The following is a 14363-nucleotide window of genomic DNA, read 5'->3' as shown; positions in this document are numbered from 1 at the left end:
CCGATGAAGAACGCCGAAGCGGCGATCGCGGCCCTGGCGGCCGAGACCGGGGTCGGCCCGGACACGGTGCGGCTGGCCGCGTCGTTCAAGGTGGCGGCGGTGCTCACCGGCTCCGACGCGCTCGGCGACGACGGCCGGAGCTGGCGCGAGCTGGTCGCCCGGGTCGCCACCCCGGAGGGGCGGGCCGAGGCCGAGCGGGTCCGGCAGGAGGCCGCCGCCCAGGGGCACGTCGGCCCGGACCGGGCCGAGGGCTACGTCCGGACGGTCCTGGAGCGGATGACCGGCTCCCCGGACGAGGCGCACGACGAGCACGGCCTGGTCGCCGGGGAGGAGCTCGCGGCCACGCTCGCGGCCTCCGCCGGTCCGGTCCGGGCGCTGCCGGACCGCCGGTTCCACGAGCTGTTCGAGGAGCGGGTGCGCCGGCACCCCGACGCGGTCGCCGCGGTGCAGGCCGGGCGGAGCTGGACGTACGCGGAGCTGAACCGTCGCGCCAACCGGATCGCCCGGTCGCTGCGCCGGCAGGGGCTGGCCGACGAGGACGTGGTGGCCGTGGTGGCCGAGCGTTCGCTGGAGTGGACGGCCGCGGTGATCGCGGTCTTCAAGGCGGGCGGCTGCTACCTCCCGCTGGACCCGGCCTTCCCGGCCGAGCGGATCTCCGTCGTGCTGGAGCGCAGCGGCTGCCGCCGGGTCCTGGCGGACCCGGGGCTGGCCCAGCTCGACGAGGCGGTGCGCGGACGCGGCGGCGAGGTGACCGTCTCGGTGCTGACCGAGATGCTGACCGAGGTGCCGGCGGAGGTGTCGGCGGAGGTTGCGACGCCCGAGTCCGACGAGGACCTCGGACTGGCCGTCCGTGCCGACCAGTTGGCGTACATCTACTTCACCTCGGGCTCGACCGGTGAGCCCAAGGGCGCGATGTGCGAGCACGCCGGCTTCCTCAACCACCTCTACGCCAAGATCGAGGACCTGGGCGTCCGCGAGGGCGACGTCATCGCCCAGACCGCCCCGCAGTGCTTCGACATCTCGCTGTGGCAGCTGGTCTGCGCACTGCTGGTCGGCGGCCGGACGGAGATCATCGGACAGGAAACCGTCACCGACGTCCGCCGGTTCGTGGAGACCGTCACCCGCGCGGGCGTCCAGGTGGCCCAACTGGTGCCCTCCTACCTGGACCTGGTGCTGGAGACCCTCCAGGACGACCGCCTCGGCCTGCCGTCCCTGCGCTGCCTCGCGGTGACCGGCGAGGCGCTCAAGGCCGAACTGGTGCACCGCTGGTTCGCCGCCTTCCCCGGCATCCCGCTCGTCAACTGCTACGGCACGACCGAGGTTTCGGACGACACCAACCACGGCGTGCTGCGCCGCCCGCCGGCCGGCCGGGCCGTCCCGCTCGGCCCGCCGACCCGCAACGTCCGGGTGTACGTGGTGGACGAGCGGCTGCGGATGGTTCCCGACGGGGCGCCGGGGGAGATCGTCTTCGCGGGGGTGTGCGTCGGCCGCGGGTACGTCAACGACGCCGCCCGCACGAACGCCGCGTACCGGCCGGACCCGTACCGGTCGGGCGAACGGCTCTACCGCTCCGGAGACTTCGGCCGCCGGCTGCCCTCCGGCGAGTTCGAGTACCTCGGCCGCCGGGACTCCCAGGTGAAGGTGAGCGGGTTCCGGATCGAGATCGGCGAGATCGAGAACCGCCTGCTGCAGGTCCCCGGCGTCCGGGACGGTGCCGTGGTGATCGCGGGTTCGGCCGAGGACCCGCAACTGGTCGGCTTCTACAGCGGCGCCGCCGCCCCGGAGCCCGGGGCCGTGGACCGGGCCCTGGCCGCGGTGCTGCCGCACTACATGGTGCCCGGCCGGCTGCACCGCCTCGCCCGGCTGCCGCTGTCCGCGAACGGCAAGATCGACAAGAAGGCGCTGACCGCCGAGGCCCGGGCCCAGGGCCGGCCGTCTGCCGACGGCGACGTGGCGCTCCCGGAGACCGACACCGAGCGGCGGGTCGCCCGGCTGTGGGCCGAACTGCTCGACGTCCCGCTCGACCAGGTCGGCCGCGGCTCCCGCTTCGTCGAGCTCGGCGGCACCTCGCTCGCCGCGATCCGGCTGGCGATCGCCCTGGACCGCGCGGTGACGGTCGGCGAGCTGAAGGCCACCCCGACCGTCGCCGAGGTGGCCGGACTCCTCGACCGCAAGGCGGCCGGCCGGAGCGCGGAGGCGCGGCGATGACCCCTGCCACCCGCACCGCGCCGGGCCTGCACGTGCTGGCAGCCGCCCCCGGCCCGCAGTGGGCCGCCGAGCACCGCGAGGAGGTCCTCGCCGAGGTCGAGGCGTCCGGGGCCGTCCTGCTCCGCGGCCTGGGCGTCGCCTCCGCCGCCGACCTCGCGGCCGTCACCGCCGCGCTCGGCGTCGAGCCGATGGCCGAACGGGAGGGGTTCGCGCCCCGCGACCGCCACGGCGACACGGTCTACTCGGCCTCGCACTGGCCCGCGGACACCCCGATGTGCATGCACCACGAGCAGAGCTACGCCGCCGAGGTCCCCGGACTGCTGGTGTTCGGGTGCCTGACCGCCCCGGAGCGCGGCGGCCGGACCATGCTCGCCGACTCCCAGCAGGTGCTGCGCAGCCTGCCCCCGGACCTGGTCGAGCCGTTCCGCCGGCACGGCTGGCTGCTGCTGCGGACCTACCAGGACGTCGGCGTGCCCTGGACCGACGCCTTCGGCACCGACGACCGGGCCCTGGTCGACGCCTACTGCGCGGCCGAGGGCATCCGGCACGCGTGGTACGAGGACGGCCGGCTGCGCACCGTGCAGCGCCGGGCCGCGGTCGTCGCCCACCCCCGGACCGGCGTGCCCGGCTGGTTCAACCAGATCGCCTTCCTCAACGAACTGACCATGGACCCGGCGATCCGCGAGTACCTGCTCGACCAGTACGGGCCGGCCGGCCTGCCGTTCACCACCGCCCACGGCGACACCACCCCGATCGACGCCGACACCGTCGAGACCGTCAACACGGTCTACGACGCTGCCGCCTTCGGCGAGTCCTGGCAGGACGGCGACGTCCTGGTCGTCGACAACATCCGGATGGCCCACAGCCGGGAGCCCTACGAGGGCCGCCGGGAGGTCGCCGTCGTGCTCGGCGATCCCGTCCGCCTCGCCGACCACGTCCTGGACGGCCCCGTCCGCGCCGCCGACCACCTCCGGCCCGGCGGTGGGGCCGGATGACCGCCGCCTCCTTCGCACAGGAACGCGCCTGGCTGGCCAGCCGGTTCGCCGCCGACACCGCGCTGTACCACGTCGCGGACCAGTGGCCGCTGCACGGGGACGTCTCCGAGGCGCAGATCCGGGCGGCACTGGCCGCCGTGGTGGACCGGCACGAGGCGCTGCGCACCGGGTTCCGGGTCGTGGACGGCGCGCTGACCGCGGTCGTCCGCGACCGCGTCGACCTCGACCTGGAGGTCGTCGACCTGTCCGGCCGCACCGAGGAGGAGCAGCGCGACGACCGCGCCGCCCTCGCCGACCGGCTGAAGCACACCGCCTTCGACCTCTCCCGCGCACCGCTGTGGCGCGCGGGCCTGGTCGGACTCGGCGCCGGGCGCTGGCGGTTGCTGTTCGTCGCCCACCACGCGGTCTGCGACGCCCCGTCACTGTTCAACCTCCACGCCGAGATCACCGAGTTCTGCGCGGCGTCCGAACAGGACCGGCCGCCGCGCGTCCCCCGACTCCCGCTCTCCTACGGCGACTACGCGCGGCAGCAGCGCGAACGGCTCGGCGGAGGCGAGATCGCCGAACTGGCCGGCTACTGGCGGGCACAGCTCGCCGGTCTGCCGGCCGCGCACGGCCTCCCGCTGGACCGGCCGCGGCCGGCCCGGCGGTCCTTCGCCGGCGCGGAACTCCGGGCCGAGCTCCCGGCCGGCACCGCGTCCGCGCTCGCGGAGGCCGCCCGCCGGTTCGGGGTCACGTCGTTCGAGCTGCTGATCGCCGGGTACGCGGCCCTGCTCCACCGGCGCTCCGGCCGGGACGACGTCGTCCTCGGGGTGCCGCTGTCCGGCCGGGACCGCCCCGAACTGCTGCCCCTCGTCGGCACCTTCGTGAACATGGTGGTGCTCCGGGTGGACGCCTCGGGCGACCCGTCGTACGCCGGGCTCGTCGAACGCGTCCGTGCGGTCTGGCGGGCGGCCCGCGACCACCAGGAGCTGCCGTTCCAGACCGTGGTCGAGCAGCTCGCACCGCAGCGCGGCCCCGGCCTGCCCCCGATCTACCAGCTGGCGTTCAACGTCACCGCGGCCGAGGGCTTCGGGCCCCCGTCCACCGCGGCCGAGGACGACCTGCTGCTGGAGGTGTCCGGCACCGCGGCCCGCCTTGAGTACGACACCGCCCTGTTCGGACGGGAGACCGCCGCAGGGCTGCTCGCCGACTACGCGGCGGTGCTCACGGCGGCCCTCGACGACCCGGCGACACCGCTGTCCCGGCTCCCGGCCGGCCCGGGGCCCGGGGCGGGCGACACCCCGGCCCCGCGGCCCGGCCACGTTCCGCCGCGCACCGCCGCCGAGGAACTGGTCGCCCGCGCCTGGGCCGACGTCCTCGGCGTCGACGAGGTGGGCGTCGACGACGACTTCTTCGCCGTCGGCGGCCACTCGCTGCAGGCGCTGCGCCTGCTCGCCCGGCTGTCGTCCGACCACCGCGTCGAGACCACCGCCGACGCCTTCTTCTCGCACCCGACCGTCGCACGGCTGGCCGCCGAGCTGGAGCGGCAGACCGCCGGGCCGGAGCGGCACAGCGCCGGGCCGGAGCGGCACAGCGCCGGGCCTGAGCGGCACAGCGTGACGCGCCGGGAGGACCGGACCGACCCCGAAGGAGAGACATGGCAGTGACCGGCCGGATCGACGGCGTGCCCAGCGAGGTCTGGGACGAGGAGGTGCTGGCCCCGCAGTTCGGCTACGAGGCCCAGGCCCTGCTGCCGCACTACGTGTCCATCGAGAAGGTGCTGCTGCTGGAGTACCGCAGGATGGGCCTGGTCGACCCGCAGGGGGCGGCCGCGATCGCCGGACGGCTCGACGAGCTGACCCCCGAGCTGATCCGGGCGGACCCGCGGGACAACATGTCGGACATCTTCTTCGCCATGGAACGCCACGTGGCCCGCGGCGGCACGGCCCCGTTCGCGGCCTGGCACGTGGACCGCAGCCGCAACGACTTCCAGGCCTGCGGCCAGCTGCTGTCCTGCCGCGAGAACGTCCGTGCCCTCGCCGGGGACCTCGTCGCCCTGGGGCGCACGGCGGCGGCGCGCGCCGCCGAACTGCCGGACAGCCCGATGCCCGGCTACACCCACGCGCAGGCCGCGCAGACCATCACACCCGCCTTCTACCTCTCGGCCCTCTCCGAGGAGACCCTCGCCGCGGCCCGGCGGCTGCTGACCACCTACGACGAGATCGACCGCTCGCCCCTCGGCGCGGGCAGCATGGCCGGCCAGGAACTGCCCTGGGACCGTGACCGGATGGCCGGCCTGCTGGGCTTCCGGGAGCCGCAGCCGCACGCCCTCGTGTCGGTGGCCTCCCGGTCCTGGGCCCTCGCGGTCACGTCCGAGCTGTCGAACTTCGCGGTGCTCCTCAGCCGGTTCACCACCGACCTGATGACGTGGAGCGGCGCCGGGTTCGGGTTCGTGGACTTCCCCGACGCGCTGGCCGGGATCTCGGCCGCGATGCCGCAGAAGCGCAACTTCCCGGTCCTGGAACGGATCCGGGGCCGGTGCTCGCACGTCGTCGGCTGCGCGACCCAGCTCGCCTTCGCCCAGCACGGCACCCCGTACGCCAACAGCGTCGAGGTGTCCAAGGAGGCCGGGCGGCACCTCCCGGCCCAGTTCGCCGCGCTGCGCTCGGCCCTGCGGCTGGCCCACACCGCCCTCGCCACCGCCACCTTCCGGACCGACCGCATGCGCGAGGCCTGCGAGGGGGACTTCCTCGGCGCCTTCACCCTCGCGAACCAGCTGACCCTGGAGGCCGGCGTGCCGTGGCGGACGGCGCAGGTGATCGCCGGAGCCTACGTCAGGGCCGCCATCGCCAAGGGCCTGCCCGCGGCCACCCCCGACGGCCCGCTGCTCGCGGCGATCGCCGAGGAGCACGGCCACCGGGTGCCCGAACCCGCCGAAATGCTGTCCGGCTCCCTCGACGCCGACAAGGCCGTCCGGGTCAAGCACTCCGCGGGCTCGACGCACCCCGACGCCGTGCGTACCATGCTCGCCGCGCAGGAACGCGGCTTCCGGGAGGTGTCCGAGCAGTGGCGGCTGCGCGGCGAGGCGGCGGACGTCGCCGCGGCGCGCGTCGATGCCCTGCTGGCGGTCGAGGGCGTCGGTGCGGGCAGCGCCGAGGGCATCGGTGGGAACAGTGCGGTCGGCACCGGCGAGGGCACCCCGGCGGGCGCCCCGTGACCGGCCCCAGCCTCATCACCCGCCGCCCGGGCGCGGACCTGCGCAGCGGCCGGGCCGACGCCTCCGGCACCTTCGGCGAACTGCTCCAGGGCCGGCTGCCGGACGGCACCGACTTCCTCGTCACCCTGCCGATCACGCTCCGCTCCCGGGCCTGGTTCCGCCACGACCCGGCCGGTCCGCTCCGGGTCTTCCCCGCGCACAAGACGAAGTCCCTGCGGCTGGCCGAGGCCATGCTGACCTCGCACCAGCCCGGTGGCGGCGGGACCCTGATCCTGGACAGCGACCTGCCCGTCGGCAAGGGACTGGCCAGCTCCTCGGCGGACCTGGTCGCCACCGCGCGCGCGGTCGGCGGCGCGCTGGGACTGGACACCGGTCCGGCCGCGGTGGAGCACTGGCTGCGCCCGATCGAGCCGACCGACGGGGTGATGCACCCGGGCGTCGTCGTCTTCGAGCACCGCGAGGTGCGGCTGCGCGAGGCTCTCGGCGGCCTGGCGCCGGCCACCGTGGTGGCGGTGGACGAGGGCGGCCACCTGGACACCGTCGCCTTCAACAAGCGTCCCAAGCGCTACTCGCCCGCCGAGACCGCCGAGTTCACCGGACTGCTGGACACCCTGACCGCGGCCGTGCGCGCCGGGGACCTCGCCGCCGTGGGCCGGGTGACCACCCGCAGTGCCGTCCTCAACCAGCGGTTCGCGCCCAAGCGGCACCTGGACGCGATGCTGGCCATCGCGGGGCGGACCGGGGCACTCGGCGTGGTGTGCGCGCACAGCGGCACCATGCTGGGCCTGCTGTTCGACGACGCGGACCCGGACCGCGCCCGCAAGGTGGCCGAGGCGCACGCGGCCTGCGCGGCCCTGGGCGACGACACGTCGCTGTTCCGGACCCTCACCCAGCCCGCCCGGTAGCGGCGGATCCCACACCTCCCAAGGACGTGCACACATGCGGCAGGAATCGGTCATCGACGGCATCGGCCACACCCCGGCGGTGCGGCTGCGGGTGGACGCCCCCGAGGGCGTCGAGGTCTTCGCCAAACTGGAGATGCAGAACCTCTTCGCGATGAAGGACCGGGTGGCCCGGCAGGTGATCCTCGAAGCCCGGCGCACCGGCGCGCTCGCCGAGGGCGGGCCGATCGTGGAGAGCTCCTCGGGCACGATGGCGCTCGGGGTGGCCCTGGTCGGCACCTACCTCGGCCACCCCGTGCACATCGTCACGGACCCGCGCATCGACCCCGTCACCCTGGCCAAGCTGCGCACGCTGGGCTGCGAGGTCCACGTCGTGTCGGCGATGACCGGTCAGGGCTGGCAGAGCGCCCGGCTGGAGCGGCTGGCCGAGCTGATGGCCGGTCTGCCCGGCGCGTTCTGGCCGCAGCAGTACAGCAACCCGCAGAACCCGGCGGCGTACCGCGGCCTGGCCGACGAGCTGGTCGCCGACCTGGGCCCGGTGGACGTCGTGGTCGGGGCGGTGGGCAGCGGAGGCTCGCTCTGCGGGACGTCCAGGGCGCTGCTGGAGCGCCTGCCGGACGTCTCGGTGGTGGGCGTGGACTGCGTGGGCAGCGTGCTCTTCGGCCAGCCGGACCGCCCGACCCGCAGGCAGAGCGGACTCGGCAACAGCCTCATCCCGGAGAACATCGACTACCGGCTCCTCGACGAGGTGCACTGGCTGTCCGACGACGAGGCCTTCGACGCCACCCGCCGGCTCGCCCGGGAGCAGAAGATCTTCGGCGGGAACACCTCCGGCTCGGTCTACCGGATCCTCACCCACCTCGCGGCCCGCGCCGAGCCGGGCACCCGGCTGGTCGGGATCATGCCGGACCGCGGGGACCGGTACGTGGACACCGTCTACGCCGACGGCGCCGAGTTCGGCACCGTCGCCACCGCCCCGGAGGAGGTGGAGTACGGCGCCACCGTCTCCGGCTGGTCGTTCGCCCGGATACCCCGCCGGGACCGGAAGCTGCTGCTGTTCGTCGAGTCCAACACCACCGGCACCGGGATGATCGCGCTGCGGACGGCCGTCCGGCTGGCCCTGGAACCGGTGCTGTTCACCAAGGACGCGGCCCGCTACCCGGAACTGCCCGGCACCGGCTGCCGGGTCGTGGTCTGCGACACCGACGACGAGGCCGTGCTGACCGGGGCCATCGCCGCGGTGAGCGCCGGACGCCGGGTGGCGGGCGTCACGACGACCAGCGAGTTCTACCTGGAGCACACCGCACGGGCGGCTGCGGCCCTGGGCACGCCCGGCAACCCGGTGGAGGCGATGACCCGCTGCCGCAACAAGGCGCTGACCCGTACGGCGCTGCACGAGGCCGGGGTGACCCAGCCCGGCTTCGCGATCGTCACGGACCCGGACCGGGTCGCGGCGGCCGTCGCTGCGGTGGGGCTGCCCTGCGTGGTCAAGCCGGTCGGGGAGTCCGGCTCGCAGTCCGTGCTGTGGTGCGAGGACGCCGCGACCGCCGTCGCGCACGCCGTCGACCTGCTCGCCGTCACCCACAACGTGCGCGGCCAGCGGACCCCGGGCGCGGTGCTGGTCGAACAGTACGTGGACGGGCCCGAGTTCAGCGCGGAGATGTTCGGCGTGGACGGCGAGGCCCGGTGCGTCGGCGTCACCCAGCGCACCGTCAGCCCGCTGCCGCACTTCGTCGAGACCGGTCACCTCTTCCCCGCCGACATCGACGACGCGCTGGCCGAGCGGATCGCCGACACGGCCCGGCAGGCGCTGAAGGCCGTCGGCTTCGAACGCGGCCCGGCGCACGTCGAGCTCAGGCTGACCGCCGACGGCCCGGCCGTCATCGAGATCAACGGACGGCTGGCCGGCGGCATGATCCCGGAACTGATCCGCCCGGCCACCGGGATCGACCTGCTGGAGCAGCAGATCCGCGCCGCCGCCGGCCTCCCGCTGAACCTGTCGCCCGACCACGCACGCCGGGCCGGCCTGCGGTTCCTGACCGCGCCCCGGCCGGGCCGGCTGACCGGCGTGGACGGGGTCCGGCAGGCCGAGCGGGTGCCGGGCGTGGAGCGCGTCCTGGTGAGCGGGACGCCGGGGCGCGAGGTCCGGCCGCCGCGGAGCGCCTACGACCGGCTGGGCCACGTCATCGCCGTCGGGTCGTCGCCGCAGGACGTCGGACGGGCGCTGGCCGAGGCGACCGGACTGATCGAGGTCGGCGTCGAGGAGGGGTGACGGGCGGCCCGGGAGGAGTGACAGGCCGCGCGGGAGGCGCGCCGCCGAGGCGGAGACGGGGACATCGAGGTGTGACGGGCCAGCGGAATGCGGCGGTTCGTCACACCTCGCTCGGGGCCGGACGGTCGCCGGGGCGCTCGTGGAGGTCGGCGGCGACCCGGGCGAGCACGGCGTCCCTCTCCTCCCGCAGGAAGAAGTGGTCCCCGGGATGGACCTGGAGCTCGAAGGACGCCGAGGTGTGGTCGGCCCAGCCCGTGGTCAGCTCCGCCGGGACGATCAGGTCGTCCCGGCCGGCGAACGCCGTGATGGGGCAGGAGACCCGGCTCCGCGGCGACGCGTGCCACTGTTCCAGCAGGGTCAGGTCGGCCCGGATCACCGGCAGCATGATCTCCATCAGTTCGGCGTTGGCGAGGATCTCGGGAGGCGTGCCGCCCATCGCGGACAGCTCCGCCGTGAGCGCGGCGTCCGGCAGGCCGTGCAGCGGCTTCGGCTCGGGGGCCGAGGCCGGCAGGGCCCCGGACACGAACAGCCGGGCCGGCGGCGTCGCCCCGGGCCGCCGCTCCAGCTCCTCGGCCACCGCGTACGCGATCTTCGCGCCCATGCTGTGACCGAGGATCGCGAAGGGCCCGCTCTCCTGCCGGAGGACCTCCTCGCACAGCGCGTCCACCATGGCGGCCATGCCGCTCACCAGGGGATCGCGCAACCTGGTCCCGTGGCCCGGCAGTTCGACCGGGACGACCTCGACCGCGAGGTGCCGGGCCGCCTCCGTCCACGGGCGGAAGAAGTGCGCCGCCCCGCCGGCGAAGGGGAGGCAGTAGACGCGGGGCAGGCCCGTCGTCCCCTTGGTCCACGGCAGCCAACGGGCACCGTGGTCCTGGTTCTGTCGCAGCATCAGATGACACCGTTCTGGTGGGCGAACACGGCGGCCTGCAGACGGTCCCTGAGGCCGAGCTTCCTGAGCAGCTGGGAGACGTGGAACTTGACCGTCGACTGCACGATGCAGAGCCGCTTGGAGATCTCGGCGTTGGACATTCCGTTCGCCAGGAGCGCCAGGATCTCGCGTTCGCGGAAGGTGAGGAGGTTGAGACCGAGCGCGGGGAACAGCGCGGGCTGTTTGTCGCGGACCCAGCCCAGGAGCAGGGCCGCGATGTCGGGCGAGAGGAAGGAGTGGCCGGTGGCCATGGCTCTGATCGCCTGGGGGAAGTCCTCCACCAGGGTGTTCCGGGTGACGATCCCGGTCGCTCCCGCCAGGATGGACTCCAGGACGGCGTCGTCCTCGGCCGGTGCCATCAGCAGCGTACGGGGGGCCTCCCGGCTCGGCCCCAGGAGTTCGCGGACGAGATCGATCCCCGTCATGTCCGCGAGTTCGAAGTCGGCGACGACGACGGCGGGGTTCAGCTCCCGGGCCAGCGCGCTGGCGGTGCTCCCGTCCGCGGTCTCGCCGACCACCCGGATGTCCGGCTCGGCCACGAGGGCCGAGGAGAGTCCGCTGCGCATCAGCGGCTGGCCCGCACAAATCAGGATCGGTATTTCCATCGGTCTGTGACATCCCCCTTCTCCGGAGTGGTCCTCCCAGCACGCCCGGTACCCGCCGGTCCTGGCGTCGCCGCAGGGCGGGTCGCCGGCCGGCCGGACCTGTCCGACCCCCGTCGGGAGTGCTGAGCGGATTCGGACTGGATCGGCGATCAGCCCCTGTTGGGCCCGGCGGGCCCGACGGCGTCGACCCCGAGGGCGATGGCCAGCAACTGGGTGCGGCTGCTGGCCCCGCTCTTGGCCCGCATGTTGCGGATGTGGGTCTCGACGGTGTGGTGGCTCAGGTGCAGCAGGTGGGCGATCACCCGGGAGGTGCGGCCCTGTGCGAGGTGAACGAGGATCTCCCTCTCCCGCGTTGTGAACAAAGGGCTCAGCCTCCCCAGGAGGTGTCGTTGCAGCGGGTACTGGCCGGGCAGATGACGGTGGCGGACGGGGCGGGCCCGGCACGGTGGGTGGCAGCGGTCGCACCGTCGCGGTGGGCGTGCCCCGGGACGGCGGCCGAGGCGGTCGGCGTCAGCCAGGCGGCGGCCGCGCCGAGCAGCGCCACGGTGGTGAGGATGGTGCGCTTCATGGGGATCTCCCGGGGTCGTTTGCATTCGCCCCATGGGGTGACGGGGCCATGGCTCCACTCTGGCGGGCACCGAAGATCGTCGACATGCTTGGAACCGTTCATCAACTTGCCTGGCAGCAAAGGGGTGTGGGGGTAAATATGGACAATTGTGATCGCGATGTGACAGAGCGTCGGGAGCGTCGGAGCGAAGCAGGCCCGGGGCGCGAACCCGACCTCTCCGTCTACGCATGGTTCGCGGAGAACCGGTACACCGGCGCCCACGATGCGGCGGTCGTGGCCCGGGCGACCGGACTGTCCCCGTCCGACGTGTCGGCGGCGGTCGGGCGGCTGCTCGACGCGGGACTGCTGGCGCCGGCCGGTGCCCGGCAGGAAGGCCTGCGGGTGGTGTCCCCCGACTCGGCCTTCTTCCGGCGCGCCGCGCCCGTCGAGGCGGAGATCCGCCGGCGCCAGGACGACATCGCCCGGATGCGCAGCCGGTTCGACGAGTTCGCCCCGCTCTTCCCGGACAGCCGGGAGTCCGGCGCGGGCATCGAGGTGATCCCCACCCTGGCGGAGGTGCGCTTCCTGCTCAACCGGCTGGGCGAGCAGTGCACCACCGAGGTGGTCTCCTGCCAGCCCGGCGGCGGTGCCCGGCTCCCCGAGGCGATGTCCGAGGCGCTGGTGCGCGACCGGGCGATGCTGGAGCGCGGCGTGCGCATCCGCACCCTCTACCACCACACCGCCCGCTTCAACGGCCCCAGCCAGGCCTACGTCGCCGCCGCTTCCGACCTGGGCGCCGAGTACCGCACCACGCACGAACTGGCCGGTCGGCTCATCATCATGGACCGCGAGACCGCCTTCCTCCCGGCGGCGGGCCCGGAGCTGGGAGCGGCGGTCGTCCGCGACCCGTCGACCGTCGCCTACCTCTACGAGATGTTCGAACTCACCTGGGGCCAGGCCACCCCGTTCCAGGAGTCGACCGGACGCGAGATGGAGGCCGTCGCCCGGGAACTGCACTCCACGATCCTGCGCCTGCTCGCCGACGGGCTGAAGGACGAGGCGATCGCCCGTCGGCTGGGCATGTCGCTGCGCACCGCGCGCCGTCACATCGCCGAGATCCTGGAGCAGCTCGGTGCGGACAGCCGCTTCCAGGCGGGCGTCGCCGCCAGTCGGGCGGGCCTGCTGGATACCTGAAAATCGTGATGCCGCGCGACACGCCGATGCACCATTCTTGACACTCCGACATCACTGTGGTGGACGGCACCGTCGAAGGAGACGACACGTGAACTGGGAACGTCTGAGCGAGCGCCCCGGGACGGATCCCTACCTCCAGGAGCTGGCGCTCTTCCTGGACGCCCACTTCGCCCGCACCTTCGGCCTGCTCTGGCCCGAGAACGACCCCGTCGTGCCCCGAGGCGCCGGCGGACCTCCGGACACGGTACTGGCCGGGTACGTCGCGGCCGGCCTCACGAGCCTCCTGGGCTGGAAGGTCGAGCACGCCACCGGCGCGCGACCACCCTCCGGCCACGTCCTGGTGATCCAGTCCGCCGGATCGAGCCGCTGGACGCTCCGGTCGCCGGGCACCCCCGCCGCCGAAGTCCCCACGCTGACCGGCGAGGCCCTGTACGTCCCGCCCGGCTACCGCTCCAGTGCCGTGCACAGCGACGACGCGAGGCACGTCTTCCTCGTGGTCACCGATTCGGGGGAGTAGCCGCCGGCGCCGGCTGCCGTGCCGCCGACTGCCCTGCCGCCGGACGACGGGCCGGGCAGGACCGGGTCCGTCCGGGCCCGGTCCGTGCGGGCCCTGGCCGGTGCGGGTTCCCGGTCCGCGAGGGCTCCCGGCTCGTGGGGCGCCCGGTCAGGGAGGGATCGAGGCGGCGGCGGATCACCCGGACGGGCCGCCGCGGCGGCGGGTGGCGGCCGGGCGGGGGGAGGGTGAGGGGAGTGGACGGTGCGGGGAGGAGTGCCGAGGAGGCGTCGATGGCCGGCAGTACCGCCAGGAGCTCCGAGGCGCACCGGCGGCCCTGGTGGGCACGCGCTGCCCACGCGGTGTGGGCCTACGTCCGGCGCGCGCCGGGCACCTACATCTGGCTGGCGATCCTGCTCGTCACCACGCAGGTGATCCGGCACGTCGACCCGATGACCGCCGACCGCATCCTGCAGCGGCGCTCGACCAACCTGCACCACCTGCAGGTCTCGCCGGTCCGGGTCCTGGTGACCAGCGCGCTGTGGATCGCGGGCGGCGGGTGGCTGTTCTACTTCCTGCTCTACAACCTCTTCCACGTGCCGGCCGAGCGCTGGCTCGGCACGCTGCGCTGGATCTCGGTGGCGGGGATCGCGCACGTCGGCGCGACCTACCTCAGCGAGGGAGTGCTCGGCTGGGCGATCCATCGCGGGCTCGCCCCGCCGAGGGCCGTCTACACCCTCGACTACGGCGTCAGCTACGCCCTCGCCGGCGTGGTCGCGGTGCTCACCTACCTGATCGTGCGGCCCTGGCGGTACCTGTACGCGGTCGGCGTGCTGGTCGTCTACGGCCTGGGCGTCCAGCAGAACCGGGACTACACCAGCATCGGCCACCTCAGCGCGGCGCTGATCGGATTCGCCTGCTACCCGCTGACCCGGGACCGCCCCGGCGCCTTCGACCCGGTCGCCTTCGTGCGCGCGGCCTGGCGACGGGTGCGCGGGCACTGATCGGAAGACTTCG

The 14363-nt window shown here is 74.3% G+C and carries 13 protein-coding genes; 9 read left to right on the top strand and 4 right to left on the bottom strand.

Annotated features, from left to right (window positions below; translation table 11 throughout):
- Positions 1 to 3 precede the first annotated feature (3 nt).
- Genes ABT048_RS19835 through ABT048_RS19810 form a run of 6 tightly spaced genes read left to right on the top strand, consistent with a single transcriptional unit; the run spans position 4 to position 9576 of the window.
- The gene (locus ABT048_RS19835; RefSeq protein ID WP_350522713.1) at positions 4 to 2208 is read left to right on the top strand and encodes a non-ribosomal peptide synthetase; all 2205 of its coding nucleotides are present in this window, start codon (positions 4 to 6) and stop codon (positions 2206 to 2208) included.
- A complete protein-coding gene (locus ABT048_RS19830; RefSeq protein WP_350522712.1) occupies positions 2205 to 3203 on the top strand; it encodes a TauD/TfdA family dioxygenase in 999 nt (332 codons plus the stop codon). The genes ABT048_RS19835 and ABT048_RS19830 overlap by 4 nt, the downstream gene beginning before the upstream one ends.
- Positions 3200 to 4852, top strand: coding sequence for a condensation domain-containing protein (locus ABT048_RS19825; protein ID WP_350522711.1), 1653 nt, complete (start codon positions 3200 to 3202; stop codon positions 4850 to 4852). Before ABT048_RS19830 ends, ABT048_RS19825 begins: the two co-directional genes overlap by 4 nt.
- Positions 4843 to 6402: an argininosuccinate lyase gene (locus ABT048_RS19820; RefSeq protein ID WP_350522710.1), complete on the top strand. Its 1560-nt coding sequence runs from the start codon at positions 4843 to 4845 to the stop codon at positions 6400 to 6402. Before ABT048_RS19825 ends, ABT048_RS19820 begins: the two co-directional genes overlap by 10 nt.
- Positions 6399 to 7307 carry a GHMP family kinase ATP-binding protein gene (locus ABT048_RS19815; protein WP_350522709.1) on the top strand — a complete coding sequence of 303 codons (909 nt, stop codon included), beginning with the start codon at positions 6399 to 6401 and terminating at the stop codon, positions 7305 to 7307. The genes ABT048_RS19820 and ABT048_RS19815 overlap by 4 nt, the downstream gene beginning before the upstream one ends.
- Positions 7308 to 7341: 34 nt before the next feature.
- Positions 7342 to 9576, top strand: coding sequence for a pyridoxal-phosphate dependent enzyme (locus ABT048_RS19810; protein WP_350522708.1), 2235 nt, complete (start codon positions 7342 to 7344; stop codon positions 9574 to 9576).
- Positions 9577 to 9676: 100 nt separating this feature from the next.
- On the opposite strand, the gene ABT048_RS19805 is transcribed toward ABT048_RS19810, so the two are convergent.
- The 4 genes from ABT048_RS19805 to ABT048_RS19790 all read right to left on the bottom strand — a co-directional run bounded on the left by ABT048_RS19805 (position 9677) and on the right by ABT048_RS19790 (position 11680).
- Positions 9677 to 10468 (bottom strand): thioesterase II family protein, encoded by a 792-nt coding sequence (locus ABT048_RS19805; protein ID WP_350522707.1) that lies wholly within the window; start codon positions 10466 to 10468, stop codon positions 9677 to 9679.
- Positions 10468 to 11112 carry a LuxR C-terminal-related transcriptional regulator gene (locus ABT048_RS19800; protein ID WP_350522706.1) on the bottom strand — a complete coding sequence of 215 codons (645 nt, stop codon included), beginning with the start codon at positions 11110 to 11112 and terminating at the stop codon, positions 10468 to 10470. The genes ABT048_RS19805 and ABT048_RS19800 overlap by 1 nt, the downstream gene beginning before the upstream one ends.
- Before the next feature lie 149 nt (positions 11113 to 11261).
- Positions 11262 to 11474, bottom strand: a complete 213-nt coding sequence (locus tag ABT048_RS19795; protein WP_350522705.1) for a response regulator transcription factor — start codon at positions 11472 to 11474, stop codon at positions 11262 to 11264.
- Between the two features lie 5 nt (positions 11475 to 11479).
- The gene (locus ABT048_RS19790) at positions 11480 to 11680 is read right to left on the bottom strand and encodes a hypothetical protein (RefSeq protein ID WP_350522704.1); all 201 of its coding nucleotides are present in this window, start codon (positions 11678 to 11680) and stop codon (positions 11480 to 11482) included.
- A gap of 159 nt (positions 11681 to 11839) precedes the next feature.
- On the opposite strand from ABT048_RS19790, the gene ABT048_RS19785 reads away from it, so the two are divergent.
- The 3 genes from ABT048_RS19785 (at position 11840) to ABT048_RS19775 (ending at position 14350) form a co-directional block, all read left to right on the top strand.
- Positions 11840 to 12853, top strand: coding sequence for a helix-turn-helix transcriptional regulator (locus ABT048_RS19785; protein ID WP_350522703.1), 1014 nt, complete (start codon positions 11840 to 11842; stop codon positions 12851 to 12853).
- Positions 12854 to 12941: 88 nt separating this feature from the next.
- On the top strand, positions 12942 to 13370 hold the full coding sequence (locus ABT048_RS19780) for a hypothetical protein (protein ID WP_350522702.1): 429 nt from the start codon (positions 12942 to 12944) through the stop codon (positions 13368 to 13370).
- Positions 13371 to 13639: 269 nt separating this feature from the next.
- Positions 13640 to 14350 (top strand): rhomboid-like protein, encoded by a 711-nt coding sequence (locus ABT048_RS19775; protein ID WP_350522701.1) that lies wholly within the window; start codon positions 13640 to 13642, stop codon positions 14348 to 14350.
- Positions 14351 to 14363: the final 13 nt, after the last annotated feature.

The organism is Kitasatospora sp. NPDC096140 (assembly GCF_040303045.1).
GTDB lineage: Bacteria > Actinomycetota > Actinomycetes > Streptomycetales > Streptomycetaceae > Kitasatospora.
The sequence above is the reverse complement of the archived record's forward strand: the minus strand, read 5'-3'. Positions and strand labels throughout refer to the sequence as shown.

Excerpts from the sequence above, each read along its gene's own strand:
- ABT048_RS19805 (WP_350522707.1), bottom strand. The coding sequence starts at position 10,468 with ATGCTGCGACAGAACCAGGACCACGGTGCCCGTTGGCTGCCGTGGACC.
- ABT048_RS19800 (WP_350522706.1), bottom strand. The coding sequence starts at position 11,112 with ATGGAAATACCGATCCTGATTTGTGCGGGCCAGCCGCTGATGCGCAGC.
- ABT048_RS19775 (WP_350522701.1), top strand. The coding sequence starts at position 13,640 with ATGGCCGGCAGTACCGCCAGGAGCTCCGAGGCGCACCGGCGGCCCTGG.
- ABT048_RS19820 (WP_350522710.1), top strand. The coding sequence starts at position 4,843 with ATGGCAGTGACCGGCCGGATCGACGGCGTGCCCAGCGAGGTCTGGGAC.
- ABT048_RS19810 (WP_350522708.1), top strand. The coding sequence starts at position 7,342 with ATGCGGCAGGAATCGGTCATCGACGGCATCGGCCACACCCCGGCGGTG.
- ABT048_RS19790 (WP_350522704.1), bottom strand. The coding sequence starts at position 11,680 with ATGAAGCGCACCATCCTCACCACCGTGGCGCTGCTCGGCGCGGCCGCC.
- ABT048_RS19825 (WP_350522711.1), top strand. The coding sequence starts at position 3,200 with ATGACCGCCGCCTCCTTCGCACAGGAACGCGCCTGGCTGGCCAGCCGG.
- ABT048_RS19835 (WP_350522713.1), top strand. The coding sequence starts at position 4 with ATGAAGAACGCCGAAGCGGCGATCGCGGCCCTGGCGGCCGAGACCGGG.
- ABT048_RS19830 (WP_350522712.1), top strand. The coding sequence starts at position 2,205 with ATGACCCCTGCCACCCGCACCGCGCCGGGCCTGCACGTGCTGGCAGCC.